At 67.7% G+C, this 23,451-nt stretch carries 22 protein-coding genes; 11 read left to right on the top strand and 11 right to left on the bottom strand.

The features are described from left to right. Positions 1-8 precede the first annotated feature (8 nt). On the top strand, positions 9-608 hold the full coding sequence (locus GRI62_RS08985; protein ID WP_131452989.1) for a TetR family transcriptional regulator: 600 nt from the start codon (positions 9-11) through the stop codon (positions 606-608). On the opposite strand, the gene ygfZ is transcribed toward GRI62_RS08985, so the two are convergent. Then, positions 598-1,347 (bottom strand): CAF17-like 4Fe-4S cluster assembly/insertion protein YgfZ, encoded by a 750-nt coding sequence (gene ygfZ / locus GRI62_RS08980; RefSeq protein ID WP_131452988.1) that lies wholly within the window; start codon positions 1,345-1,347, stop codon positions 598-600. The two genes, GRI62_RS08985 and ygfZ, sit on opposite strands and share 11 nt — an antisense overlap. A gap of 38 nt (positions 1,348-1,385) precedes the next feature. On the opposite strand from ygfZ, the gene pyrC reads away from it, so the two are divergent. Then, positions 1,386-2,423: a dihydroorotase gene (gene pyrC / locus GRI62_RS08975; RefSeq protein WP_131452987.1), complete on the top strand. Its 1,038-nt coding sequence runs from the start codon at positions 1,386-1,388 to the stop codon at positions 2,421-2,423. Positions 2,424-2,444: 21 nt separating this feature from the next. Here pyrC and rarD read toward each other — a convergent pair whose 3' ends face one another. The 3 genes from rarD to GRI62_RS08960 form a co-directional block, all read right to left on the bottom strand. Continuing rightward, on the bottom strand, positions 2,445-3,359 hold the full coding sequence (gene rarD / locus GRI62_RS08970; protein ID WP_131452986.1) for an EamA family transporter RarD: 915 nt from the start codon (positions 3,357-3,359) through the stop codon (positions 2,445-2,447). A 231-nt stretch (positions 3,360-3,590) separates the two neighbouring features. Further along, entirely contained in the window at positions 3,591-5,009 is a 1,419-nt protein-coding gene (gene astD, locus GRI62_RS08965) for a succinylglutamate-semialdehyde dehydrogenase (protein WP_199799918.1), read from the bottom strand. 72 nt (positions 5,010-5,081) lie between these two features. Beyond that, positions 5,082-6,500, bottom strand: coding sequence for a protein adenylyltransferase SelO family protein (locus GRI62_RS08960; protein ID WP_131452985.1), 1,419 nt, complete (start codon positions 6,498-6,500; stop codon positions 5,082-5,084). 66 nt (positions 6,501-6,566) lie between these two features. On the opposite strand from GRI62_RS08960, the gene GRI62_RS08955 reads away from it, so the two are divergent. From GRI62_RS08955 to GRI62_RS08935, 5 genes are all read left to right on the top strand, one after another. Beyond that, positions 6,567-7,445 carry an alpha/beta fold hydrolase gene (locus tag GRI62_RS08955; protein WP_131452984.1) on the top strand — a complete coding sequence of 293 codons (879 nt, stop codon included), beginning with the start codon at positions 6,567-6,569 and terminating at the stop codon, positions 7,443-7,445. Next, positions 7,442-8,581, top strand: a complete 1,140-nt coding sequence (locus tag GRI62_RS08950; protein WP_131452983.1) for a glycosyltransferase — start codon at positions 7,442-7,444, stop codon at positions 8,579-8,581. Before GRI62_RS08955 ends, GRI62_RS08950 begins: the two co-directional genes overlap by 4 nt. A 148-nt stretch (positions 8,582-8,729) precedes the next feature. Next, entirely contained in the window at positions 8,730-9,509 is a 780-nt protein-coding gene (locus GRI62_RS08945) for a tetratricopeptide repeat protein (protein ID WP_131452982.1), read from the top strand. A gap of 7 nt (positions 9,510-9,516) precedes the next feature. Next, a complete protein-coding gene (locus tag GRI62_RS08940; protein ID WP_131452981.1) occupies positions 9,517-10,881 on the top strand; it encodes a PQQ-binding-like beta-propeller repeat protein in 1,365 nt (454 codons plus the stop codon). Between the two features lie 79 nt (positions 10,882-10,960). Further along, positions 10,961-12,313: a methyltransferase family protein gene (locus GRI62_RS08935; RefSeq protein WP_234032713.1), complete on the top strand. Its 1,353-nt coding sequence runs from the start codon at positions 10,961-10,963 to the stop codon at positions 12,311-12,313. Here the strand turns inward: GRI62_RS08935 and ubiA are convergent, their stop codons facing one another. Continuing rightward, the gene (ubiA, locus tag GRI62_RS08930; RefSeq protein ID WP_131452980.1) at positions 12,314-13,225 is read right to left on the bottom strand and encodes a 4-hydroxybenzoate octaprenyltransferase; all 912 of its coding nucleotides are present in this window, start codon (positions 13,223-13,225) and stop codon (positions 12,314-12,316) included. A 43-nt stretch (positions 13,226-13,268) separates the two neighbouring features. Here ubiA and GRI62_RS08925 point away from each other — a divergent pair, with 43 nt between their 5' ends. Together GRI62_RS08925 and GRI62_RS08920 are read left to right on the top strand one after the other, a co-directional pair. After that, positions 13,269-14,096 (top strand): 16S rRNA (uracil(1498)-N(3))-methyltransferase, encoded by an 828-nt coding sequence (locus GRI62_RS08925; RefSeq protein WP_131452979.1) that lies wholly within the window; start codon positions 13,269-13,271, stop codon positions 14,094-14,096. A 41-nt stretch (positions 14,097-14,137) separates the two neighbouring features. Continuing rightward, a complete protein-coding gene (locus tag GRI62_RS08920) occupies positions 14,138-15,523 on the top strand; it encodes a glutamate--cysteine ligase (RefSeq protein WP_131452978.1) in 1,386 nt (461 codons plus the stop codon). Between the two features lie 6 nt (positions 15,524-15,529). Here the strand turns inward: GRI62_RS08920 and GRI62_RS08915 are convergent, their stop codons facing one another. Then, positions 15,530-15,931: a VOC family protein gene (locus GRI62_RS08915; RefSeq protein WP_131452977.1), complete on the bottom strand. Its 402-nt coding sequence runs from the start codon at positions 15,929-15,931 to the stop codon at positions 15,530-15,532. A gap of 134 nt (positions 15,932-16,065) precedes the next feature. Here GRI62_RS08915 and soxR point away from each other — a divergent pair, with 134 nt between their 5' ends. After that, complete coding sequence (gene soxR / locus GRI62_RS08910) at positions 16,066-16,506, top strand: redox-sensitive transcriptional activator SoxR (protein WP_131452976.1); 441 nt, start codon at positions 16,066-16,068, stop codon at positions 16,504-16,506. 47 nt (positions 16,507-16,553) lie between these two features. On the opposite strand, the gene GRI62_RS08905 is transcribed toward soxR, so the two are convergent. The 4 genes from GRI62_RS08905 to GRI62_RS08890 all read right to left on the bottom strand — a co-directional run bounded on the left by GRI62_RS08905 (position 16,554) and on the right by GRI62_RS08890 (position 22,158). Beyond that, complete coding sequence (locus tag GRI62_RS08905) at positions 16,554-19,976, bottom strand: chromosome segregation SMC family protein (protein WP_131452975.1); 3,423 nt, start codon at positions 19,974-19,976, stop codon at positions 16,554-16,556. Between the two features lie 24 nt (positions 19,977-20,000). Next, positions 20,001-20,762 (bottom strand): thioredoxin domain-containing protein, encoded by a 762-nt coding sequence (locus GRI62_RS08900; protein WP_131452974.1) that lies wholly within the window; start codon positions 20,760-20,762, stop codon positions 20,001-20,003. Positions 20,763-20,869: 107 nt separating this feature from the next. Then, positions 20,870-21,580, bottom strand: coding sequence for a DsbA family protein (locus GRI62_RS08895; protein WP_131452973.1), 711 nt, complete (start codon positions 21,578-21,580; stop codon positions 20,870-20,872). Beyond that, positions 21,577-22,158, bottom strand: a complete 582-nt coding sequence (locus GRI62_RS08890; RefSeq protein WP_131452972.1) for a DUF721 domain-containing protein — start codon at positions 22,156-22,158, stop codon at positions 21,577-21,579. The genes GRI62_RS08895 and GRI62_RS08890 overlap by 4 nt, the downstream gene beginning before the upstream one ends. A gap of 41 nt (positions 22,159-22,199) precedes the next feature. On the opposite strand from GRI62_RS08890, the gene GRI62_RS08885 reads away from it, so the two are divergent. Further along, positions 22,200-23,228 (top strand): A/G-specific adenine glycosylase, encoded by a 1,029-nt coding sequence (locus GRI62_RS08885; RefSeq protein WP_234027406.1) that lies wholly within the window; start codon positions 22,200-22,202, stop codon positions 23,226-23,228. On the opposite strand, the gene GRI62_RS08880 is transcribed toward GRI62_RS08885, so the two are convergent. Then, positions 23,225-23,446 carry a hypothetical protein gene (locus GRI62_RS08880; RefSeq protein ID WP_131452970.1) on the bottom strand — a complete coding sequence of 74 codons (222 nt, stop codon included), beginning with the start codon at positions 23,444-23,446 and terminating at the stop codon, positions 23,225-23,227. The genes GRI62_RS08885 and GRI62_RS08880 overlap by 4 nt on opposite strands. Between the last annotated feature and the right edge of the window lie 5 nt (positions 23,447-23,451).

Raw genomic sequence — 23,451 nt, 5'->3', positions numbered from 1 at the left:
TTACACTGATGTCAATAAGGAAGCGCCTGAGCCCGCAGGAAAGCCGCTCGGCTGCGCTGGTCGCGGCGCGCGCGCTGTTGATTGAAGCCGGGCCCCAGGCGGTGACGCTAAAGGCCGTGGCAGGCCGGGTGGGGCGGACCCATGCCAACCTGCTGCATCATTTCGGCAGCGCGAGCGGTCTGCAGAAGGATCTGGCGCGGCATCTCGCCCAGGCGGTGTGCGATTCCATCGCCGACGCGGTGCGTGCGACCCGCGCGGGCATCGGCAGTCCGCGCGAGGTGGTGGATCTGACCTTCGATGCCTTCGGACGCGAAGGCGGCGGGGCGCTGGCGAGCTGGATGCTGGCATCAGGCAACGAAGATGCGCTCGACCCCATCGTGGAGACGATCCACGCACTCGTTGACGACCTTTTGCCCGAAGAGTGCGCCGCCGACAGGGGCCGCGCCATGCACGAAACCACGTTCACGCTGGTGCTGATGGCGCTGGGCGATGCGCTGCTGGGGGAACAGCTGGCCGAATCGCTCGCGGTCGAACGCTCGGTGATGCGCGACCGGGCGGAGGCGATGCTGGTGTCGGCCTTCGACCAGGCTTACGGCGCTACGGGGTAGGGTCGGGCTTCTCCAGCGTCATCCATTCCGGCACGAGGTCAGCCGGAATATCCTCCACCCGCAAGTGATCGACGGCCAGTCCGATTTCGCCGTACGCCGTCTTGCGCCGCTTCTCGACCGACCGTTCGAGCGGCACGACAATCAGGCGCCGGTTGACCTTGCTGCGCCAGTTCATCCGCGCGGTATTTTCCTGCCCGATATAGCAGCCCTTGGTGAAGCTGACCCCGTTCAGTTCGGCGGCATTGGTTTCCAGCCACAGCACGTCGCCCAGTTCCTCGCGCCCTTCGGCGACTCCGTGCGAAAGGCGATGGGCGCGGCAGGCGTCGTCCACCGCAGGGGCGTCGAGCACCGCGCCGATGCGGCGAAAGCCCAGTGCAGGCAGGCGAGGGTCGGGCGCGAAGCCTTCTGCCGCCGCATCGCTCCACGCAACGCCCATGGCCGGGTCGACGGCGATCGTCAGCTTGCGCCGCAGGCGGTAGAGCGACAGCCGCTTCGCCAGGTCCTGCGCCGCTTCCGCCTCGCAATCGAGCAGCACATCCGGCCCGTCATACCAGACGATCATGTCGAACAGGGCCTTGCCCTGTGGCGTCAGCAGCCCGGCATAGATCGGCCCCCCCGCGGCATCACGCCCACCCACGTCGTTGGTGAGCAAGCCTTGCAGGAAACCGGCAGCGTCCTCCCCCTCGGCTGCCGGGGAAACACGCACCACGGCGCGACTGGTCAGGGGTCCGATTGTCATGGGTGACAGATAGGGGGCCCTTCGCCATAGGCAAAGGCATGAGCGAAACCCTTACCATCCGCCGTCCCGACGACTGGCACGTTCACCTGCGCGACGGCGCCATGCTGGCGGGCGTGGTGCCCTACACCGCGCGCCAGTTCGCCCGCGCCATCGTGATGCCCAACCTCTCGCCTCCGGTGACCGACGTGGCCATGGCCGAGGCCTATCGCCAGCGCATCCTCGCCGCGGTGCCCGACGGCATCGCGTTCGAACCGCTGATGACCTGCTACCTCACCGACCGGACCGATCCTGCCGAGGTGCGCCGCGGATTCGAAAGCGGCGTGTTCACCGCGGCCAAGCTCTATCCCGCAGGCGCCACCACCAATTCCGCAAGCGGGGTGACGGATGTCGCCAATATCCGTGCCGTGCTGGAGACGATGGCCACAATCGGCATGGTGCTGTGCGTCCACGGCGAGGTGACCGACGCGCACGTCGACGTGTTCGACCGCGAGGCGGTGTTCATCGACCAGGTGCTGGCCCCGCTGCTGGCGGAGTTGCCGACGCTAAAGGTCGTGTTCGAGCATCTGACCAGCGAAGAGGGCGTGCAGTTCGTTGAAGGCGCCGGTGCCAACGTCGCCGCCACGATCACTCCGCAGCACCTGCACATCAACCGCAACGCCATGCTGGTCGGCGGCATTCGCCCGCACGCCTATTGCCTGCCCGTCGCCAAGCGCGAGAAGCACCGGCTGGCTCTGCGCCGCGCAGCCACCGGCGGTAGTGCCAAGTTCTACCTCGGCACCGATTCGGCGCCCCACGCGCGCGAAGCCAAGGAAAGCGTCTGCGGTTGCGCAGGCATCTTCAACGCGCCCCATGCGCTGGAAAGCTACCTCGCGGTGTTCGAGGCGGAGGGTGCGCTCGATCGGTTCGAGGGTTTTGCCAGCCTGCATGGCCCCGCCTTTTACGGCCTGCCGGTGAACGAGGCGACGGTCGCGCTGGAGCGTGTGGATTGCCCCGTGCCCGAGGTCATCCGGGCGGGGGATGCTGACCTGGTGCCCTTCCACGCCGGCGAGACGCTCGGCTGGCGGTTCAGGGATTAAGGGGATCAGGGATTAACGGGATCAGGGCGTAACGGGCAGGGCCTGCCGGGCGCGGCGCGATCCACGCAGCAAGTCCCAGGTGAAGATGCTGGCGGCAATCCAGATGGCGACGAAGCAGGCGAGCTGCGCGGGCTTCAATTCTTCGCCGAAGAACGTGAGGCCAAGGATGAAGATGATCGTCGGCGAAGCGAACTGCAGGAACCCGATCACCGTATAGGGCAGCGCGCGGGTGGCGGTGGCGAACATCAGCAGCGGCACGGCGGTCATCGGCCCGCCCATGACGATGCCGAATGTCTCCCAGCCATCGCGCCCGATCGCAAGGCCATCGCCGCGCGTGCCCGCCCAGGCGAGATAACCGGCGGCGAGCGGTGCGAGGATCATCGATTCGACGGCCAGCCCGGTCAGCGGCCCGGCGGCCACGGTCTTGCGCAGCAGGCCATAGATACCGAACGACAGGCCCAGCGTCATGCTGACCCACAATGTGGTGAGGGCCCCCGCCGCCAGAGCCGCCACGCCCAGCGCCGCAAGCGCGACGGCGACGGTCTGCCAGCGGCTGAGTTTCTCGCCCAGGAAGACCAGGCCCATCAGCATCATCACGAGCGGCAGGATGTAATAGCCCAGGCTGGCGGCGTAGACGTGATCGGTCTGGATAGCCCAGACATAGACATACCAGTTGACGGCTATCGCGCTGGCGCTGGCCACGAGCGTGCGCATGGTGCGCCCGCTGGTCAACGTGGCGCGCAATTCATTTCCGCGCGCGAGATACCACGCGAAGACGAGGCAGATCGGCAGGGTGAACAGCGTGCGCCAGGCGATGTATTCCAGCGGCGGGACCGTCTTCACCAGCATCAGGTAGATCGGCATGGCGCCCCAGATCGCATGGGTGCCCAGTGCCAGGGCCAGCGCGCGCCGGCGGGTGATAGGGATGTCGGTCATTGCACGCCCGCTAGGCTCCCGTTCCCTGAACGACAAGCATGGGTGCAAGTTGCGGTCCATTCAGCCGGCGCGCGGTATACCACTCTCGATCTCCGGTAAGAGAGATACGAGTTCCGGTCGTGTTCTTCCCTGTTGGAATACGCCGGTTGCGCGGCCTTCACGGGTCGTGTTGATGAGGGCCGCGCCAAGGCCCCCGGACCTCACGGTTCGGGGGCCTTGTACGTTTGGCAGCTAGGCGTCCTTGAACCCGACCCCAACGCTGGCACGCGGCTGTTCCATCTCGGTGCTGGTGACGGGATAGGCGCAGTAATCGGCGGCGTAGAAGGCGGCGGGGCGGTGGTTGCCGGAATAACCGACGCCGCCGAACGGCGCGGCGGAGCTTGCGCCATTCGTCGGCCGGTTCCAGTTGACGATGCCGGCGCGCACGTTGGCCCAGAAGCGATTGTACTGCTGCGGCGTTCCGCCGATCAGGGAGGCTGAAAGGCCGAAGCGCGTGGCGTTGGCCTCGGCAATTGCCTCGTCGAAATCGTCGACGCGGATCACCTGCAGCAATGGGCCGAACAGTTCGACATCCGGCCGTTCCTTCATCGCCGTGGTGTCGATGATCGCCGGGCTGACGAAGGGCAGCGAATCGTCGGGGCGGCGCATGTGCTTGATCGCGCGGCCGCCGTTTGAAAGCAGGTAGACGAAACTTTCGGTCAACTGGTCGGCCACGCGGTTGTCGATCACCGGGCCCATGAACGGTGCGGGCTCGTCGAACGGCGCCCCCACGATGATGCGATCGGCCAGGCGCTTGGTCTCCGCGATCACCTCGTCGTACATCCTGGAATTGAGGATCAGCCGGCGCGCCGCGGTGCATCGCTGGCCGGCGGTGGTAAAGGCGCTCTGCACGATCAGCGCGGCGGCGTCCGCCACCTTGGGCGTATCCCACACGACGATGGGGTTGTTGCCGCCCATTTCCAGCGCGACGATCTTGCCCGGATCGGTCGCCAGCTTGCGGTTGATGGCGATGCCCACCTGCGCGCTGCCGGTGAAAAGCACGCCGTTGATGTCAGGGTGCGCGACAATGGCCTTGCCCTCATCCGGCCCGCCGATCAGCAATTGCACCACGCCTTCGGGGATGCCGCAGCGGTTGAACAGCTGCACCAGCTTCTCGCCCACCGCCGGGGTCTTTTCGCTCGGCTTGAGGATGACCGCATTGCCCGCGATAAGCGCGGGGATCATGTGGCCGTTGGGCAGGTGCGCGGGGAAGTTGTAGGGGCCGAGGACGGCCATCACGCCGTGCGGTTTGTGGCGCAGCGCCGCCGTGCCCTGCAACGCGCTGTCCAGCTTTCGCTGCCCGGTGCGTTCGGCAAAGGCGCGGACGGAAATCTCAACCTTGGCGATCACCGCCTCGACCTCGGTGCGCGCTTCCCACATCGGCTTGCCGGTTTCGCGCGCGATCAGTTCGGCGAAGGCTTCCTGGTCCTTGCGCACTTCGTTGGCGAAGCGGCGGACGAGCTCGATGCGGTTGGCGAGCGACTGCGCGGCCCAGCCGGGCCAGGCGAGGCGGGCGCGGGCCACGACCTCGTCCACGTTGCCGTGGGCGCCGCGCCACAGTTCCGCGCCTGTCGCAGGTTCATGGGAGATCAGTTGCTGGGCTGCCGGCAAGGGTTAATCGCTCTCTGTCTGTGTCATGCCCCTGCGCCTCTACGCCAGTCGCGCGGCGGCGCAAAGCCACCGTTAAGAGTCATGGTTATGACCTTGTGGATGCGGCGGAACACCGAGCGCTTCCCCCATCCGCCTGACGGCAGCGATCTTGGCGGCGAGCGGTTCCCAATCGTCGCGCGTGGCGATGGCGTCCCAGATGGTCTCGACCTCGTCCACCAGCATGGACTGGGGCGCATTTTCGGCCCAGTAGGGGTGGGCAGCATCGAGCGGGGTGAAATCGGTCAGCGCGTCCTGCAAGGCCCCGTGGGCAGCGCGGCCACCCCGATGGCGGTAGAAGAAAGCGTCGGGCGACAGGCCGCCCTCCCGCATGGTTTTCTCCGCCGTTTCGACAAGATGCACGTCGGCATCCATGCCCCGGCTTTGCACCCCCAGCCGCCAGCAGAACCGCCGCGTCATGGCGCCGGCGTAGAGCGGACCGAAGCGGTCGAGCGCGGCGATCAGCGATTCGGCTCCTGCATCCTCCGGCACCAGCGGGCGCAGCGCGATGGCGAGCTGGCCCAGGTTCCAGCGAATCGCTTCCGGCTGGCGACCGAAGGCGTAGAGACCCTGGTGATCGAAATAGGCGGCGGTGAACTGCGGGTCCCACTGCGGCAGGAAACGCCACGGCCCGTAATCGAAACTTTCACCCGTGATGTTGAGGTTGTCGGTGTTCAACACGCCGTGGACGAAGCCTGCGACCATGTAGCTTGCGGCAAGATCGGCGAGGCGCTCGACCGCCTGGTGCAGCAGGACGACGGCAGGCTCGTCGCGGCCCGGCGCGTCGGCAGGCGGCACGGGTCCGGGATAGATGGCGAGGCAGTAATCGACGAGGCGCGCGAGATCGTCGTGTTCGCCAAGGGCCATCAGCCGCTGGAAACTGCCGATGCGGATGTGGCCGTGGGACAGGCGCACCATGACTGCCGATCGCGTGGGCGATGGCTCGTCGCCGCGCACCAGGTCTTCACCCGTTTCGACGATGGAGAACGTCCTGGAAGTGTTGACGCCCAGGGCCTCGAGCATCTCGGTCGCCAGGATTTCGCGCACGCCACCTTTCAGCGTCAGGCGCCCGTCGGCGGTGCGGCTCCACGGCGTCGTGCCGCTGCCCTTTGTGCCCAGATCGAGCAGCCGGTCATCGACGTCGCGCAGCTGGGCGAACAGGAACCCGCGTCCGTCGCCCAGGTCCGGGTTATACACGCGGAACTGGTGCCCGTGGTAACGCAGCGCCAGCGGCTGTTCGAGATTGCCGGGCAATGGCTCGAACCGCCCGAAATGCGCCAGCCATTGCGCATCGGTGAGGTCGCCGAGACCCACGGCCTTGTCCCACCGGCGATTGCGAAACCGCAGCTCGGTCCTGGGAAAGCGCGCCGCCTCCACCCGGTCGGCGAGGAAGCCCGCCACCTCGCGAATTTTCGGGTCGGCACGATATTCGGCAGGTTGCGGTTCGCTTCGCATGGCACCATTAGTGGCCCTCGCCAGCGCCCGGGGCAAGCCGGGCCTGCAAAAGCAAAGGACGTTGTCTTGGGCGAACCCGCCTTTACCACCGGCACATGGCAGAGCGACGACGGGCTGACGCTGCACTATCGCGACTATCCTGCTGTGGCGGGAGAGGGGCGGGAGGACCGCCCGGCGTTGCTGTGCATTCCCGGCCTGACCCGCAACGCGCGCGACTTCGAACCGCTAGCCCATGCCTTTGCCGGTGAATGGCGTCTCGTCTGCGTCGATCTGCGCGGGCGGGGCGAAAGCGAATATGCCAAGGATTCCGCCACCTACGCGCCGCTGCAATACGCCGCTGACGTGGCCGCCCTGTTCGACCAGGCGGGGCTTGGCCGGGTGGTGGCCGTGGGCACCTCTCTCGGCGGGATCGTGACCGCGCTGCTGGCGGCACAGGATGCATCCCGCTTCGCCGCCGTGGTGTTGAACGACATCGGGCCCGATATCGAGGCTGCGGGGCTGGAGCGGATAAGGGATTACGTCGGGCAGGGGCGCAGCTTTCCCACCTGGGTCCACGCCGCGCGGGCCATGCAGGAGGCGAACGGCGACGTCTATCCCGACTACGTGATGGCGGACTGGCTGCGCATGGCCAAGCGCACGATGGCGCTGGGCGGCGGCGGACGCATCGCCTTCGATTACGACATGCGCATCGCCGAACCGTTTTCCGCGCCTCCGCCTGCCGAGCCTGTCGACATGTGGCCGGTGTTCGGTGCTTTGGGGGGACGCCCGGTGCTGTCGCTGCGCGGCGAGCGTTCGGACTTGCTCTCTGCTGCCACGCAGGCGCGGATGGTGGCGGAAATCCCCGGCTGCACCGCCGTCGTCGTACCGGGCGTGGGGCACGTTCCCACGTTCGAGGAGCCGGTCGCACAGGCCGCCGTCGCCAATCTGCTGGCGCAAGTGGCATGACCGGCAAGGTGCCCAAAATCCTCCACCTGCATTCAACCTTCGATGCAGGCGGCAAGGAACTGCGAACGGTGCAACTGATCAACGCCTGGGGGCGGGAGGTCGATCACGCCATCGTCTCTGGCGACCTGGAAAAGCGCGGCGCAGCGCACCGGATCGGCAAGAAGCCGCGCATCAGCTGGCCGCGGTTTCCCTCGCTCAGTGGCAAACCCACACCCGGGCGGCTCAAGAAGCTGGCGGAGGCGATGGCCGGCTACGATCTCATCTGCACCTACAACTGGGGCGCGATCGACGCGGCGATGGCGCACACCATCTTCGCAGACGCCTTCAAGCTGCCGCCGCTGGTCCATCACGAGGACGGCTTCAACGAGGACGAGGCGCAGCGGCTGAAGACGCGGCGCAACTGGTATCGCCGCATCGCGCTGGGGCGCAGCGCGGCACTGGTAGTGCCCTCGGCCACGCTGGAAGATATTGCGCTCAACGTGTGGGATCAGCCGCGCACCCGCGTGCGGCGCATCCCCAACGGCATCGACACCCGCGCCTGTGCCGCGCCGCCCAGCCGCGACGTGCTGCCGCGCCTCATCAAGCGCCGGGGCGAGATGTGGGTCGGCACCTTGGCGGGGCTGCGCAAGGTCAAGCAGCTTGAACTGCTGGTGCAGGCGATTGCCGACCTGCCCCCCGAATGGCACCTGGTGATCGCGGGCGAGGGACCGGAGCGCGAGGCGCTGCTGGCCGAGGCCGAGCGGCTGGGGGTGGAGGACCGGGTCCACCTGCCCGGCTTCATCGCGGACCCTGCGAAACTAGTGGGGCTGTTCGATATCTTCGCGCTGTCCAGCCGCTCCGAACAGATGCCGATTTCCGTGGTGGAGGCCATGGCCGCCGGCCTGCCGGTCGTGGCCCCGCGCGTGGGCGACATCGCGGCCATGGTATCCAGCGACAACGGCCCGTTCCTCGTTCCGGCCGGCGATGCCGGCGCTCTCACGGCCTCTTTGCAGCGCCTGGCCGCCGATCCGGTGGCGCGCAAGCGGATCGGGCAGGCCAACCGCCAGAAGGCGCGCGAGGAATTCGACGAGCGCCGCATGCTGGAGCGATACCGGGCGCTGTATTTCGGCTTGATGCAGAAATATTCGCGCACCTGAGCGCCAGCTGCGCACCGTCGTCGCGCATCAGGCTTCATCGGCCATTCACGCCTGCGGGGGCACTCGCGTGGTCTCCGATTGAAAAGCGCGGCCCATCCGCTAAAGAGCGGCACCGAAATTAACTTATCCGTAAAGACAGATCGAACCCGTGGCCAAACCTCCTGCAACCAGCATCACGCCCGCCACCCCCAAGCGCGACCGGGAGCAGGACATGCTCATGCGCGAGGTGGACGAGGCTGTCCGTCAGGACGAGGTCAGCAACTTCGCCAGGAAGTACGGCGTGCCGCTGGGGATCGCCTTCCTGGTGCTGATGGCTGCCTATGGCGGCTGGCTGATCTATAACGCCTCGAACCGGTCATCGATGGAAGACCGTTCGAACGAACTGGTGCAGGCGCTCGACGAGCTGGAGGCGGGCAACATCAACCTGGCCGACACCAAGCTTGCCGCCGTGGCCGAGGGCACCGATGGCGCCGCGGCCGCTGCCGCCATGCTGCAGGCGGGTATTGCCATCCAGCAGGATCGCCCCGCCGATGCCGGCGCGTTGTTCGACCGTGTGGCGAACAATGACGATCTTCCCGCCGAGCTGCGCGATATTGCCGCAATCCGCTCTGTCGCCACCCAGTTCGACACCATGGAACCGGCGCAGGTGATCGCCCGCATCGGTCCTCTGGCCCAGCCGGGCAATCCCTATTACGGCAGCGCCGGCGAACTTGTCGCCCATGCCTACCTCGCGCAGGGGCAGCGCGATCAGGCCGGGCCGCTGCTGGTCGCCATTTCCAAGGACGAGGCCGTTCCCACGAGCATCCGGGGCCGCACCCGCCAACTCGCCGGTCTGCTGGGGTTCGATGCCATCGACGATGTCGACGCAGCCCTTGCCGAGATCACCGGCCAGGAAGAGGAACAGCCGACCGTCCAGTTGGCCGAATAAAGGCATTATGACGATGACAATCATGAACGGTTTTCCGCTGGCACCGCGCCTGATGGCCTGCGCGCTGGCGCTCTCGCTCGGCGGATGCCAGACGCTGGATATCTTCGGTGGCGGTGACGACGATACCGAGGAAACGCCGACGGTTGGCAACCGCCAGCCGATCCTCTCGCGCATCGCCACCGAGATCGTTGCCGACCCGGCGCTTGCCAGCGTGGCCGTGGTCGTTCCCCCGGCGCAGACCAATGCCACGTGGGAACAGACGGGCGGCAACGCGGCGAAGGTGGCCGGGCACGTCACCTTGTCCAATACGCCCGTGCGGGCCTGGACAGCGCGCATCGCCGGCACCACCAACACGCGCCGCCTCGCCTCCTCGCCGGTCGTGGGCGCGGGCATGGTTTTCGCGGTCGATACCAGCGCCGTGGTTCACGCCTTTGACGCCGCGACCGGTGCGCGCGTGTGGCAGCATCGTATCGAGGTATCTGGCGACCTGCAGGACGCGACGTTCGGCGGGGGCGCCAGTTTTGCCAATGGCCGCGTCTACGCCACCAACGGCGTTGGCGACGTGGTGGCGCTCGATGCCGCCACAGGCGCGCAGATCTGGCGCGTCAAGCCGGGCGGCCCCCTGCGCGGCGCGCCGACGATCGCATTTAATACCGTCTTCGTGATGACGCAGGACAACCAGATCTTCGCGCTCGATGCCGATGATGGCGCCACCAGCTGGCAGCGGGCGGCAGCCTCCGGCCAGCAGGGCGTTTTCGGCGTGGCCGCGCCTGCCGCCGGGCAGGGCACCGTGCTCGCGGGCTTCTCCAGCGGCGAGCTGGTGGCCTACCGTTACGAGAACGGGCGTGAGCTGTGGTCCGACGCCCTGGCGCGCACCAGCATTTCCACCTCGGTCGGTACGCTGACGGATGTCGATGCCGACCCGATCATCGACCAGGGCCGCGTCTATGCGCTGGGCCAGGGTGGGCGCATGGCCGCCTACGAATTGCTCACCGGCCAGCGTATTTGGGAACTGACGCTCGCGGGCATCTCCACGCCCACGGTGATCGGCGAGTGGGTGTTCACCCTGACCGACGATTCGCGCATCCTTGCCATCCAGCGCAATACCGGCCGCATCCGCTGGATGACCCAGCTTGACCAATGGCGCGATCCCGAGGACCGCGAAGGGCCGATTTTCTGGACCGGCCCGGTGCTGGCCAGCAACCGCCTGTGGATCGCTAGCTCCGAAGGCGTGATCAAGTCGGTCGACGTGATGACCGGCACGGTTGCCGATCACAGCGCGCTGCGCGATGGCGTCTCGCTGCCGCCGGTCGTGGCCAACAGCACGATGTACATCCTCGACGATGGCGGCAACATCACCGCCTTCCGCTGATCGTCCCTCTGCGGGACACAGGCGAGAGGCCGAGCCGGCGTTAACCCGCCGCTGACGCCTCTCGCGCTAGGGCGTGTAGGTGACCCTAGCTGCCCACCCCGACAAGACCGGACTGCCGGCTAGCGACGTGTCCGGCTGGGTCGGCGCTATCGGCCTGCTGACGCTGCTGGGCTACATCCTGTTCGCCCGCAATTTTCCCGCGATTGCCGAGGCCCTGGGGTTCGACGGATCGCGCGGGCCGCTGTCCGGCCCCTATTCGGCCCTGCTGGCCATGGTGCTGACGGGCGGCGCGATGGCGGCCTGGTCGGTGCTGGTCGACAAGGTCCACCGGCGCCCCTCCACCGGCATCGACTGGAGCCGCCGCCGGCCCGTGTCGGAAACGCTCGACGTGTCGATTACCAAGCTCGCCGGCCTGTGGTCGACATGGTTCGTGATCGGCGCGTTCTATTGCCTTGGCCGCTGGTACTGGGACGGACAATACCTGTTCGCGATGGAGGTGATCGGCGCCGCGGTGGTGCCTCTGTTCGTGCTGTCGATACCCTACGTCGTGTGGATAGACCGGGTGCTGGTGAACCCGCGCGATGCCGCGTGGCACTTTGGCGCGATGCTGATCGGGCGGGAAACTTTTGCCCTTGATGAGGTCAGGAAGCACGCCCGCGCCTGGTTCATCAAGGGCTTCTTCGGCGCCTTCATGATCTCCATCCTACCGCCCGGGTTCGCCTCGGTGGTGGAGACCGACCTTTCCGCGATAACGAGCGATCCGGTGCGCATCGGCACGCTATTGTTCGAACTGCTGTTCGTGATCGACGTGCAGATCGGCACGGTGGGATACCTGCTCACCATGCGCCCGCTCGACGCACACATCCGCAGCGGCAACCCCTTCCTCGCGGGCTGGGTCGCGGCGCTGGCCTGCTATCCGCCTTTCAGCTGGGGCGTGCTTGGCAATATCCTCGCCTACGAAACCAACACGGCGGGCTGGGCCTACTGGCTAGGCGACTACAGCGCCCTGTTGTGGGTGTGGGCCGCGTGGCTGGTGTTCCTGACCGCGATCTATGCCTGGGCGACGATGGCGTTCGGCCTGCGTTTTTCCAACCTGACCTACCGCGGTGTGCTGACCAACGGTCCCTACCGCTTCACGCGCCACCCGGCCTACGTATCCAAGAACCTGTTCTGGTGGTCCACCGTGTTGCCGTTCCTGGTGACCAGCGGCTCCTATGTCGACATGGTGCGCAACACGGCCTTCCTCGCCATCGTCAGCGGCATCTACTACTGGCGCGCCCGGACGGAGGAAGCGCACATGCTGCGCGAGGATGCGAAATACCGTCTCTATTACGACTGGATGCAGCACCACGGCGCGCTGACCGGCCGCCTTGCGCGGTTGCTGGACCGGGTCAATCCGCGCAAGCCGGTGCGGTTGCAACCTGCCGAGTAATCACGCCCCGGCGTTGCCCGTCACGAAGCACGCCGCCGCCACCAGCGCCCCGGCAAGGCGGTTGGACCGGAAGCGATGGAGCGGATTGGCCGGGTCCGCCGGATCGAGGCTAAACACCTGCCAGCCAAGGTGCAGCGCTGCCGGAGCGAGGGCGAGCACGGCCAGAGCGTCGCCCCTGAGCAGCCAGAACGCCAGCGCCCACAGCATTACGGCCAGGGCGTAGAAAACGGCCACGCCGCTGCGCACGTGGCGCCCCAGCCTGAGCGCGGAACTGCGGATGCCCACCAGTGCGTCGTCCTCGCGATCCTGCAGGGCGTAGATCGTGTCATATCCCATGCACCAGAAGAGCGCGCCGCCCCACAGCGCCAGCATCACTTCCCAGTGGTCGCTGCGAAGCGCGGTCCAGCCGACCAGCGCGCCCCAGGTGAACACCAGCCCCAGCCAGGCCTGCGGCCACCAGGTGATGCGCTTCATGAAGGGGTAGGCGGCAACCAGTGCCAGGCTGCCGAGCGCCACCAGTTGTGCCTGCCAGCGCAGTTGCAGCAGCACGATCAGGCCGACGAGGCACAGCGCGATCAACCACAGCCAAGCCGCGCGTTTCGACACGCGCCCGCTCGCCACCGGGCGGCTGGCGGTGCGCGCCACCTGCCGATCCAGATCGGCGTCGACCAGGTCGTTGTAGACGCAGCCCGCCCCGCGCATGGCGATGGACCCCGCCAGCAACCACGCCACCAGTTGCCATTGCGCGCCCGTTCCGCTCAGCCACACGCCCCACGCGCAGGGCCAGAACAGCAGCCACCAGCCGATCGGCCTGTCGAACCGCGCCAGCAGCGCATAATCGCGCCAGGGCTGCGGCAAGCGCTCGGCCAGGGTGGCGTGCTGGGTATCGGGCGTGACGGTGTCGGATGTCATGGCGGGCTTGCCTGTTACCGATGGTTCGCCCAAGTGCCTAGCCATGTCTGCCCCGCCTGACCCAAGGGTTCCGTCACCCAGAACGCCAGCCCCGAAAACACCGGCCTGGCCGCCTCGCAGTGCGCCGCGGCTGTTCGTGGATCAGACGCTGGCCGAGGGGGCGACGGTCATGATCGAGGGGCCGCAGGCGCACTACCTCGCCCGTGTCATGCGCGTGGGCGAGGGCGATGCCGTGGTGCTGTGTGACGATGTGACCGGCGAATGGGCCGCGCGCGTGGTGGAGGCGGGCAAGCGCACAGTGGTGCTCGGCGCGGCCGAACGCCTGCGCCCGCGCGAGAACGTGCCTGATCTGTGGCTGGCGCCCGCGCTGCTGAAGAAGGATCGGTTCGACTTGGTGCTCGAAAAGGCGACCGAACTGGGGGTGGCGCGCGTGGCGCCGGTCGTGACCCGCCGCTGCGTGGCCGACAAGCTCAATGCGGAACGGGCGCGGACCATCGTGGTCGAGGCGGCCGAGCAGTGCGCCCGCACTGCACTCCCGCAGCTCGGCCAACCGATGAGGCTGGAGGCGATGCTGCGCGATTGGCCGCAGGAGCGCACGCTGTTCTTCGCGGATGAACAAGGCGGCACGCCCGCATCCGACGCCTTTTCCGCCGGTTCGCCGTGCGCCGCGATCCTGACCGGACCCGAGGGCGGGTTCGACGATGGCGAGCGCGAAATGATCCGCGCTCACCCTCAGGCCCGGCCCATTACGCTTGGCCCCCGCATCCTGCGCGGCGAGACCGCTGCCATCGCCGCGGTCGCAGTGTGGATGGCCGTGCGGGGTGACTGGCGGAGCGCGGATTACAGTGGCAATTCGCAACCTGCCGATTAGAGATCGGCGCATGGAGCAGCGAACATGAGCATAGGGCGAACATGAGCACGCGGGGAGCCTCGGCCGCGGACGAGCCGCGCATCGAAAGCCGCGACCAGCTGGTCGAGCCGATGCAGGCCGGCGAAAAGCCGCCCGAACGCTGGCGCATCGGCACCGAGCACGAAAAGCTCGTCTACAAGATCGAGGATCACCGCGCGCCCAGCTATGGCGAACCCGGCGGCATTCGCGACATCCTCATGGCCACGCGCCAGTTCGGCTGGGAACCGGTCGAGGAGGCGGGGCCGGATGGCAAGGTCGACGTCATCGCCATGTCGGGAGAGGACGGGACGATCAGCCTGGAGCCTGCGGGCCAGCTCGAGCTGTCGGGCGCGGCGGTGGAAACCTTGCACCAGACCTGCGCCGAGACCGGGCGTCACCTCACGCAGGTGAAGGCGGTCGGCGACGAATGCGGGGTAGGGTTCCTCGGGCTCGGCATGTGGCCGGACAAGACCCGCGCCGAACTGCCGGTAATGCCCAAGCAACGATACGACATCATGCTGCGGCATATGCCGCGCGTAGGCGGCCTCGGTCTCGACATGATGCTGCGGACCTGTACCATTCAGGTTAACCTCGACTACGCGTCAGAGGCCGATATGGCCAAGAAATTCCGCACTGGCCTGGCGCTCCAGCCGCTTGCCACGGCGTTGTTTGCCAATTCGCCTTTCACGGAGGGCAAGCCCAACGGCTTCCTTTCCTACCGCAGCCATATCTGGACCGATACCGATCCGCATCGCACCGGGATGTTGCCCTTCGTCTTCGACGAGGATTTCGGCTACGAACGCTGGGTCGACTACATGCTGGACGTGCCGATGTATTTCGTCTTCCGGGACGGCAAGTACATCGATGCAGCGGGCCAGAGCTTCAGGGATTTCCTGCGCGGCGAGTTGACCGCGCTTCCCGGAGAGCTGCCCACCCAATCCGACTGGTGGGATCATCTGTCCACCGCCTTTCCGGAGGTCAGGCTCAAGAGTTTCCTCGAAATGCGCGGCGCCGATGGTGGTCCGTGGAATCGCATCTGCGCTCTGCCCGCGTTCTGGGTCGGGCTGCTCTACGACGACACCGCGCTCGATGCCGCGTGGGACCTGGTCAAGCACTGGTCGATGGATGAACGCGAAGCGCTGCGTGCGGCGGTCCCGGCACAGGCGCTTGGCGCCTCGGTCCCCGCCGGGGGCACTTTGCGCGAACTGGCAAAGGAAGTGCTCGACATTGCCCACGCCGGTCTTGTTGCCCGCGCGCGGCTCAACTCGATGGGCGATAATGAAAGCGGCTTCCTGGCGCCCCTCCGACAGATCGTCGACGGCGGGCGGGTGCCGGCACAAGTCCTGCTCGACAAGTATCACGGCGAATGGGCGGGCGACATTTCAAGGGTTTACGAAGAAAGCTTCTGAGCGCGTCTAGCCCTTGCGGCCCTGTTCGTAACTGACGACCTCGAACTCGATCCCGTCCCAGTCGAAGAAATAGAACGTGTGCGGCCCCGGTTCGTACTTGCCGTGGCTGAACGTTTCGAGCCCTGCGTCCTCCACTGCGCGTGCCGCGGCGGCCAGGTCCGCGACTTGCAAGCCGACGTGATTGAGCGGCCTGCCTTTCGCCTGACCTGAGTGGTCAGCCCCATCGGACCACAGGGCGATGTAATGGTCCTCGCTACCGACATGGGCGAACTCGCCGCGCACCCCGTGTGGTGCGCGCAGCCGCACCTTCCATCCACACAGGGCCTGCAGCAGGGCTATCGGTCGATCAAGATTGCTCACGGTCAGGTTCACGTGTTCGATGCGGGCCGCGGGTGCTTTTGCAGTCATGTGTGAAATCCCTTGAGCAAGAGTCTGATATTGCAACCTAACAGGCGATTGAGATACCACTTCGAATCGCCACTCGCTCTTTATGCAACCTCAAGCTAACTTGAGATCAAGGGTTGATCGAAAGGAGACCGCTCATGGGGCAACCGCAGTTCATCAGCATCGGACAACTGGCCGCGCGCACTGGCGTGGCCGTGTCTGCGTTGCGCTTCTACGAGGAGAAGGGGCTGCTCCATCCGCTGCGAACCTCGGGCAACCAGCGCAAGTACCCGCGCAGCGACATCCGCAGGGTCAGCTTCGTCCTCATCGCGCAGAGAATGGGCCTCGCCCTGGCGGAGATCGAGGCGCAACTCGCCACCCTTCCCGATGATCGCCATCCGACGCTTGCCGACTGGCAGAAGATCAGCCGGGCGATGCGCGCGGCGATCGACGAGAAGATCAACCTCCTGACGCGCACCCGCAACCAGCTCGACCAGTGCATCGGTTGCGGTTGTCTGAGCCTGCGCAAATGCCAGCTCTACAACAAGGACGACCACCTGGGGGCGAGCGGAACGGGTCCGCGGGCAGTGCTGGGCTGAACCTCACGCATTGGAGCTTGAGGGTTGCGGCCGCGCGCTGCTCGCGCCTATTCCGCCGCCATCGCGGCCGCCTCGCCGAGGTCCACGCTGACCAGCCGGCTGACGCCCTTTTCCACCATCGTCACCCCGAACAGGCGATGCATCCGGCTCATGGTGACGGCGTTGTGGGTGACAATCAGATAGCGCGTCCGTGTCTCGCGAACCATCGAATCGAGAAGGTCGCAAAAGCGTTCGATGTTGGCATCGTCGAGCGGCGCATCGACCTCGTCCAGCACGCAGATGGGTGCCGGATTGGTTAGGAACAGTGCAAAAATCAACGCTGTCGCGGTTAGTGCCTGTTCGCCGCCCGACAGCAGGCTCAGCGATTGCAGGCGCTTGCCGGGAGGCTGGGCAAAGATTTCCAACCCGGCTTCGAGCGGATCGTCACTGTCGACCATGGCCAGGTGGGCCTGCCCGCCTTCGAACAGGCGGGTGAACAGGCGGCGGAAGTGGCCGTCCACCTCCTCGAACGCGGCGCGCAGGCGCTCGCGCCCCTCGCGGTTGAGGCTGCCGATGGAGGAGCGCAGGCGGCTTACCGCCTCGGCCAGTTCGGCTTGTTCCTGGGCGCTGGCACCGTGCTGTGTCTCGATGCGAACCAGTTCATCGGCGGCAACGAGGTTGACCGGCCCGATCCTTTCACGACCGGCGGTCAGGCGATCCATCTCGTCGCTCTCCAAACCGTGGTTCTTCACCGCGTCCTCAGCGAACTCGAACCGGCCGGGCAGCAGCGGCGGCGGACACTGGAAGCGCTCGCCGGAAATGCGCGCCATCTCCTCGCGCCGCTGCTCCTCGTTCTCCGCCCGCGCTACCAAGGTCGCGCGGCGTTCGCGCGCGGTCGAGAGTGCCTCGGTGAGATCGGCAAGGGCCCGCTCCGCCTCGCGCGCGTGTTCAGTCACTGCGGCGACCGCGCTCTCCGCGCGTGCCAGGTCGTCGCCCAGCCGAGTGCGCGTTGCCTCTCCGCCTTCGATCTCGCGCATCAACCCCTGCGGTTTGGCGGCGATCACGGCGCGTTCCTCGGCGATTTCATCGAACCGTGCGGTCATGCCCGCCAGCCGGGTCGCGGCATCGCCCGCGCGCGCTTCCCAGCCCCTGATGTCGGCACGCTGGGTGGCGACACGTTCCCGCAACACTGCGAGCGACTGGTCGTGGGCGGAAAGCGCGGCGAGAGTGGCCTGCATACCGTCGCGCATGGCGCCGTGCCTGGCGCGCGCGGCCTCCAGCGCGGCGCGGCCAGCCTCGGGATCGGGCAGAGCGGAGCGCTTTTCACGCGCGGCAGCGAGTTCGCCCTCGGCGGTCTCCCGCTGGCCTGTCTGCTCGGCGAGGCTGGCGGCCAGTGCCTCGTGCCGCTCGGCCAGCCGCTCGCGCCGCGCCTCTGCCTGGTCGAGCGCGCGCAGGGCATGGCGTTCTGCCTCCGCCGCGGCGTCGAGTTGGCGGTCCTGGGCAATGAGATCCTGTTGCAGGGCGCGCAGAGCGGTCTGTGCCTCGGCCTGCTGCGCTTCGGCTGTCGCGGCGGTCGCCTGCAGCGCGGGAAGCTGCTCTGCCAGATCGGCGAAGCGGTTGTCGGCTTCCAGCCGCGCGGCCTCCGCCGCCCCTTCGCCGCGCGCCACGAACCCGTCCCAGCGTCTCAGCGCGCCCGATCGGGTGACCAGCCATTCGCCCGGTTGCAGGGCACGCCCGTCGTCCTGCTCGGCGACGTGGACCAGCGCGAGGCGGGCGGCGAGTTCGCTGGGAATGTCGCGCAGGTGGTGGATGAGACTGTCCGCCACCGGGGCGGGCGGCGGCGACCCGGTCCAGAACCGTCCTTCGCCTGCATCGGCGGGCGCGCCCAGCGGGGCCCTTGCATCGCGCCCCAGCACGGCGGCCAGCGCCCGCTCGTACCCGCGGGCTGCCGCCACCCGGTCGAGCGCGGCGGGCAGACCGTGGCGCCCCGCCTGTTGCCGCTCGCGCGCGTCCCGGTCGCGTTTCAGGGCCAGATATTCCCGCTCGACCCCCGCCAATTCGGCGCGGGCGGAGGACAGCGCTGCGGCGGCGTCGTCCCGCGCGCTGGTGAGCGCATCCTTGCGCGCCCGTTCCGCGTCGATCTCGCCGCGCAGGGCGGACAGCCGTTCGCCCGCCGCCGCGACCGCGGTCTGCGCGGCGGCAACGGCGGCCACCGGATCGCTCTCGCCGACAAGCGCCGCCTGCTGCTCCGCCAGGCGTCGCGCCTCCCCATCCAGCCGCGCGAGCCGGGCATCGGCCTGCGCCACCTCGGCTTCCACCACGCGCCACTCGGCCTCGACCCCGGCGTTCTGGGCGGTGGCATTGGCGAGCGCGAGTTCCGCCGCGCGGCCCGCGCGTTCCGCCAATTCCACCGCGCGTTCCAGTTCGGGGCGTTTGGCTTCGTCCTCGGCCAGCGACCGCTCGCCCCCTGCCAGCGCGGCCTTCAGCGATTGCATCGCCTGCGCCGCGTCCTGGGTCATGCGATCGGCGTCGAAGCGATCTTCTTCCAGCCGGGCCTGCTGCCGGTCGAGGTCGCGCAGCCGCTGCTCCGCTGCCTCCAGCTGGCTGGCGAGCGAGGCCATGCGATGCCCGTGGGCGGAGGCATCGTCGCGCCGGTCGGCGAGGTCGTCGCGCAATTCGGCCAGCTTGGTCGCCAGCGCGTTCTGCGCGGATTGCGCCTGCCTTGCCAGCCCTTGCGCACTCGCAACCTGCTCGTCGGCCGCCTTGGCCTCGACACGCGCGGTTTCCGCGGCGGCGGCCGCATCGCGCCACCGGGCGAACAGCAGGCGCGCCTCGGCCACGCGGATCTGGTCGCTCAGCGCCTTGTAGCGTTCGGCCTGCTTGGCCTGCCGCCTGAGCGAGGCGATCTGCGTGTCGAGCCCGGCCATCAGGTCGTGCAGCCGTTCGAGGTTCTTCTCCGTGCTGCGCAGCTTCTGTTCGGCATCGCGGCGGCGCACGTGCAGGCCGGAAATGCCCGCCGCCTCCTCCAGCATCATGCGCCGCTCGGTCGGCTTGGCGGCGATGACCTGGGCGATCTTGCCCTGGCTGACGAGCGCCGGACTGTGCGCGCCGGTGGCGGCGTCGGCGAAGATCAGCGAGACGTCCTTCGCCCGCACATCGCGCCCGTTGAGGCGGTAGGCGCTGCCGGCCCCGCGTTCGATCCGTCGGACTACGTCGAGGTCGTCGCCCGCGTCATCCGCGGCGTGCAGCACGACCTCGGCAAAATCGCGCGGCGGGCGGGTGGCGGTGCCGGCGAAGATCACGTCTTCCATGCCGCCCGAACGCATGGACTTGGGGCTGTTTTCCCCCATCACCCAGCGAATCGCTTCGAGCAGGTTGGACTTGCCGCAGCCGTTGGGGCCGACGACGCCCGTCAGCCCCGGTTCGATGCGCAGGGTGGCGGGCTCGACAAAGCTCTTGAAGCCGCTCAGCCTGAGCTTGCGGAACTCCATTGCTGCCGGGCCCCCCGCTCGCCCTTACTCTTCGCGAGCGCCGGCGCGTTGCAGCGCCGCTTCGACACCCGTCCAGCTGCTTTCCTCGATCTGGCGGCCGTTGATGAAGAACGTCGGCGTGCGGGTGACGCTGTCGCCCTCGGCCGCGGCCTGGGTCTTTTCCGACAGGGCCTGCGCCGCTTCGAAATCGGCAAGACAGGTGGCTGCCTGATCCTTGCTGATGCCGCGGGCGGCGAAGAAATCGAGCGTGCCGGCAGCATCCGCCAGCGCCACCAGTCGCTGCGCCTCGGGCAGGGCATTGGCCTGTTCCAGCGCCGCGCCATTGGTGGTGTCGAACGGCGGGGTGCCAGCCATCATCGACTGCCACACCTGATCGGCCAGCGGCACGGCCGAGGTGACAGCGCCGCATTCCAGCATCCGCGTCAGCACCAGATCGGGGACACCGTGAATCATGAAGCTGCGGAATTCGAAGCTGACCCGGCCGGTGTCGATATAGTCGCGCTGCAGGGCTTCCGCCCCGTCAACCGAGAACTGGCCGCAGGCAGGGCAGGTGAGGGAGCCGTATTCGACCAGCTTGATCGGCGCATCGGGGTTGCCGACCTGCCAGCCGCCGGCCTCTGTACGCACGGCCTGCTCGCTCCAGCTGCTGCCGGCGGGTGCGGGTGCGGCGGCCACCGGCTCCCCGACAAGTGCGGCTTCGCCATCGGCCTCGTCACCGCAGGCGGCAAGCGCCAGCGTCAACGGGGCGGCGAGAAGGGCGAGGGCGAAACGGCGGGAGGGGCTCATCGACAGGTCTTTCCTTGGGTCAGGCGGAACCCGAGACTAGCCGCAAGGCGGCAGGGGGGCAAAGCGCCGCGGGTTCGCGAGCCGGCGCTTTTGCACAGGGTTATGCCCTATTGCAGGGCGGCAGGTGGCGTCTCGCGCGTGGCAACCAGCACCTCGCGCAGGCCCTGCCAGCTGTGGACGCCATCGAGCAGCGCGCCGTTGAGCACGAAACTGGGCGTGCCCTGCACGCCGAACTCGGCGGCATTGGCATCCGACATGGCGACGATGCGTTCAGCCCGCGACTGATCGACGAGGCAGGCATCAAGCTGGGTGCGCGAAAGGCCGCGCGGCTCCATCATCTCGTAGAAATCGAGGTCGGAGGCGATCGCGCGCATCCGCGAACCCCAATCGCCCGCGCCCCAGCGGGCCTGCTGCGCCGCCGACAAGGCGCGTCCGCGTTCCATCCATTCATCCTGCGAATTCAGGAACATGCGATGGTTATCATAGAACGCATCCGCGCCGCCACATTCGGCGGAAACGGCTGCGACGATATCCACGATGTTACGGATGAAGTGGCGCACTTCCACAGTGGCCTGACCTTCGTGGACGTAGAAATACCGCAGCTCAGCCTCGCTCTCCTGCTCGAACTGCGCGCAATGGGGGCAGGTATAGCTGACGTATTCGATCAACTGGATATCGGCATCGGGATTACCCACGCGGTGGCCGGTCGCGGTCTGGGCGTACTGCGCGTTCCAGTTCTGGGCCGCGGCGGGAACCGCCCACACTGCGACAGGCATGGCCACGGCTACGGCGATCGCGGCGGCAAAACGGGTGGTCATCGTGATTCGTCCTCTTCCTGCGCCACGGCGCGGGCCAGTGATTCGAGCACCGTGCGCAATTCGGGATCGCCGATATCGCGCAAGCCCTGCCCAAGGTCCATCGGAATGGGCTTGAGCGAGGGGGGGGCGGTGCGCTTTTCCCCACCAGACGGCGGCTTAACCGTGCCTTGCCGCATCTTCACTCGCACGACCGCCTTGTAGCCGAAGAAGCGGTTCACCCGCTCGATGATTTCGGGAATGACGTGCTGGATCAGCGGCGCATGGGCGGGCAGCACGACGAGCTGGAGGATACCGTCCGATTTCTCGCCCGGCGGGAAACGGATAGATTCCGGCATGCAGACGCGCGAATGCGCCGCGCCGACGATTTCCGGCCAGCGGGTGACGACGCTCGATTGCACGAAGCCGAACCGGCGGAACGCGGCGCGACCGATCTGCGGCACCAGGTCGGCGACCTGCATGGCGGGGCCGCCGCGCGGACGTTCATAGGGCTTGGCCCTGGCCTTACCTTTGGGCGCGGCTTTCCCGCGCGCGGCGGCGGGCGGGGTCTTCCCCGATTTCGGTGGTTCGTCGCGTTCCATGAGATTTGCCCCCATGCCATAGCCGGGCCATGTCCGCCACCATGTCCGATCTGCTACTCGACTGGTACGATCGCCATGCGCGGCGGCTGCCATGGCGCGTCAGCACAGGAGAGCGGCCCGATCCCTACCGGGTGTGGCTGTCGGAAGTGATGCTGCAGCAAACCACCACGGCGGCGGTTGCACCTTATTTCGCCGCCTTTACCGCGCGCTGGCCCACGGTGGAGGCGCTTGCCGCCGCGCCGGAGGAGGCGGTGATGGCGGCCTGGGCGGGTCTGGGATACTATTCGCGCGCCCGCAACTTGGTGAAGGCGGCCCGGGCCGTGGCCGATCTGGGCGGGTTTCCCGATACCGAGGCAGGTCTGCGCGCCTTGCCGGGCGTGGGCGACTACACCGCCGCTGCCGTGGCCGCGATCGCCTTCGGGCGGCGCGCGGTGGTGATCGATGCCAATGTCGAACGCGTGGTGGCCCGGCTTTATGCCATCGCCACGCCGCTGCCCGGCGCGCGCAAGGCCATCCGGGTGGCGGCCGACACGATCACGCCCGGCAAACGCGCGGGCGATTTTGCGCAAGCCATGATGGACCTGGGCGCGACGATCTGCACGGCCCGCGACGCGAAGTGCCTGCTCTGCCCGCTGCAATCGGCATGCGCGGCGCGGGCGCTTGGCGATCCGTTGCGCTTTCCGGTCAAGGCAGTGAAAAAGGCCAGGCCGCTGCGCACGGGCACGGCCTTCTGGATCGAGCGCGACGAGGCCGTATGGCTCGTCACCCGCCCCGCGAAGGGGCTGCTCGGCGGCATGCGCGCGCTGCCCGACGATGGCTGGCTAGCCCGCGCCGACGGCCATGGGGAGGCGCCGCTGGCGGGCGCGTGGAAGGCCGCGGGCGTAGTGCGCCACGGCTTCACCCATTTCGACCTGGAGCTGGGCGTTGCCACCTATGCGGGCGAAGGCGTGCCTGCGGGCGAAGGCCAATGGTGGCCGCTCGAACGGCTGGACGAGGCGGGCCTGCCCACGCTTTTCGCCAAGGCGGCAGAGCGGGTGCTGGCGCAGCGGTCGACCGATGGGGAGGACTAGAGCACGCCGCCGCCCAGCATCAGGCGGATTACCGCGATGGCGAGGATCACCAGGTTCAGGTTGCGGCCCGTGTTCTTGCTCGACAACTGGCCGATGACGATGCCGACCGCGAGCAGCGGCAGCGCCAGCCAGTTGCCGATACCGAGCAGCGGGATCTGCGAAGGGATGACGATGACCAGCGACAGCAGGCCGACGAGGATGGAGACGATGTTGAGCATGCGTC

The sequence above is a fragment of the Aurantiacibacter arachoides genome, assembly GCF_009827335.1.
Lineage (GTDB): Bacteria > Pseudomonadota > Alphaproteobacteria > Sphingomonadales > Sphingomonadaceae > Alteraurantiacibacter > Alteraurantiacibacter arachoides.
The sequence above is the reverse complement of the archived record's forward strand: the minus strand, read 5'-3'. Positions and strand labels throughout refer to the sequence as shown.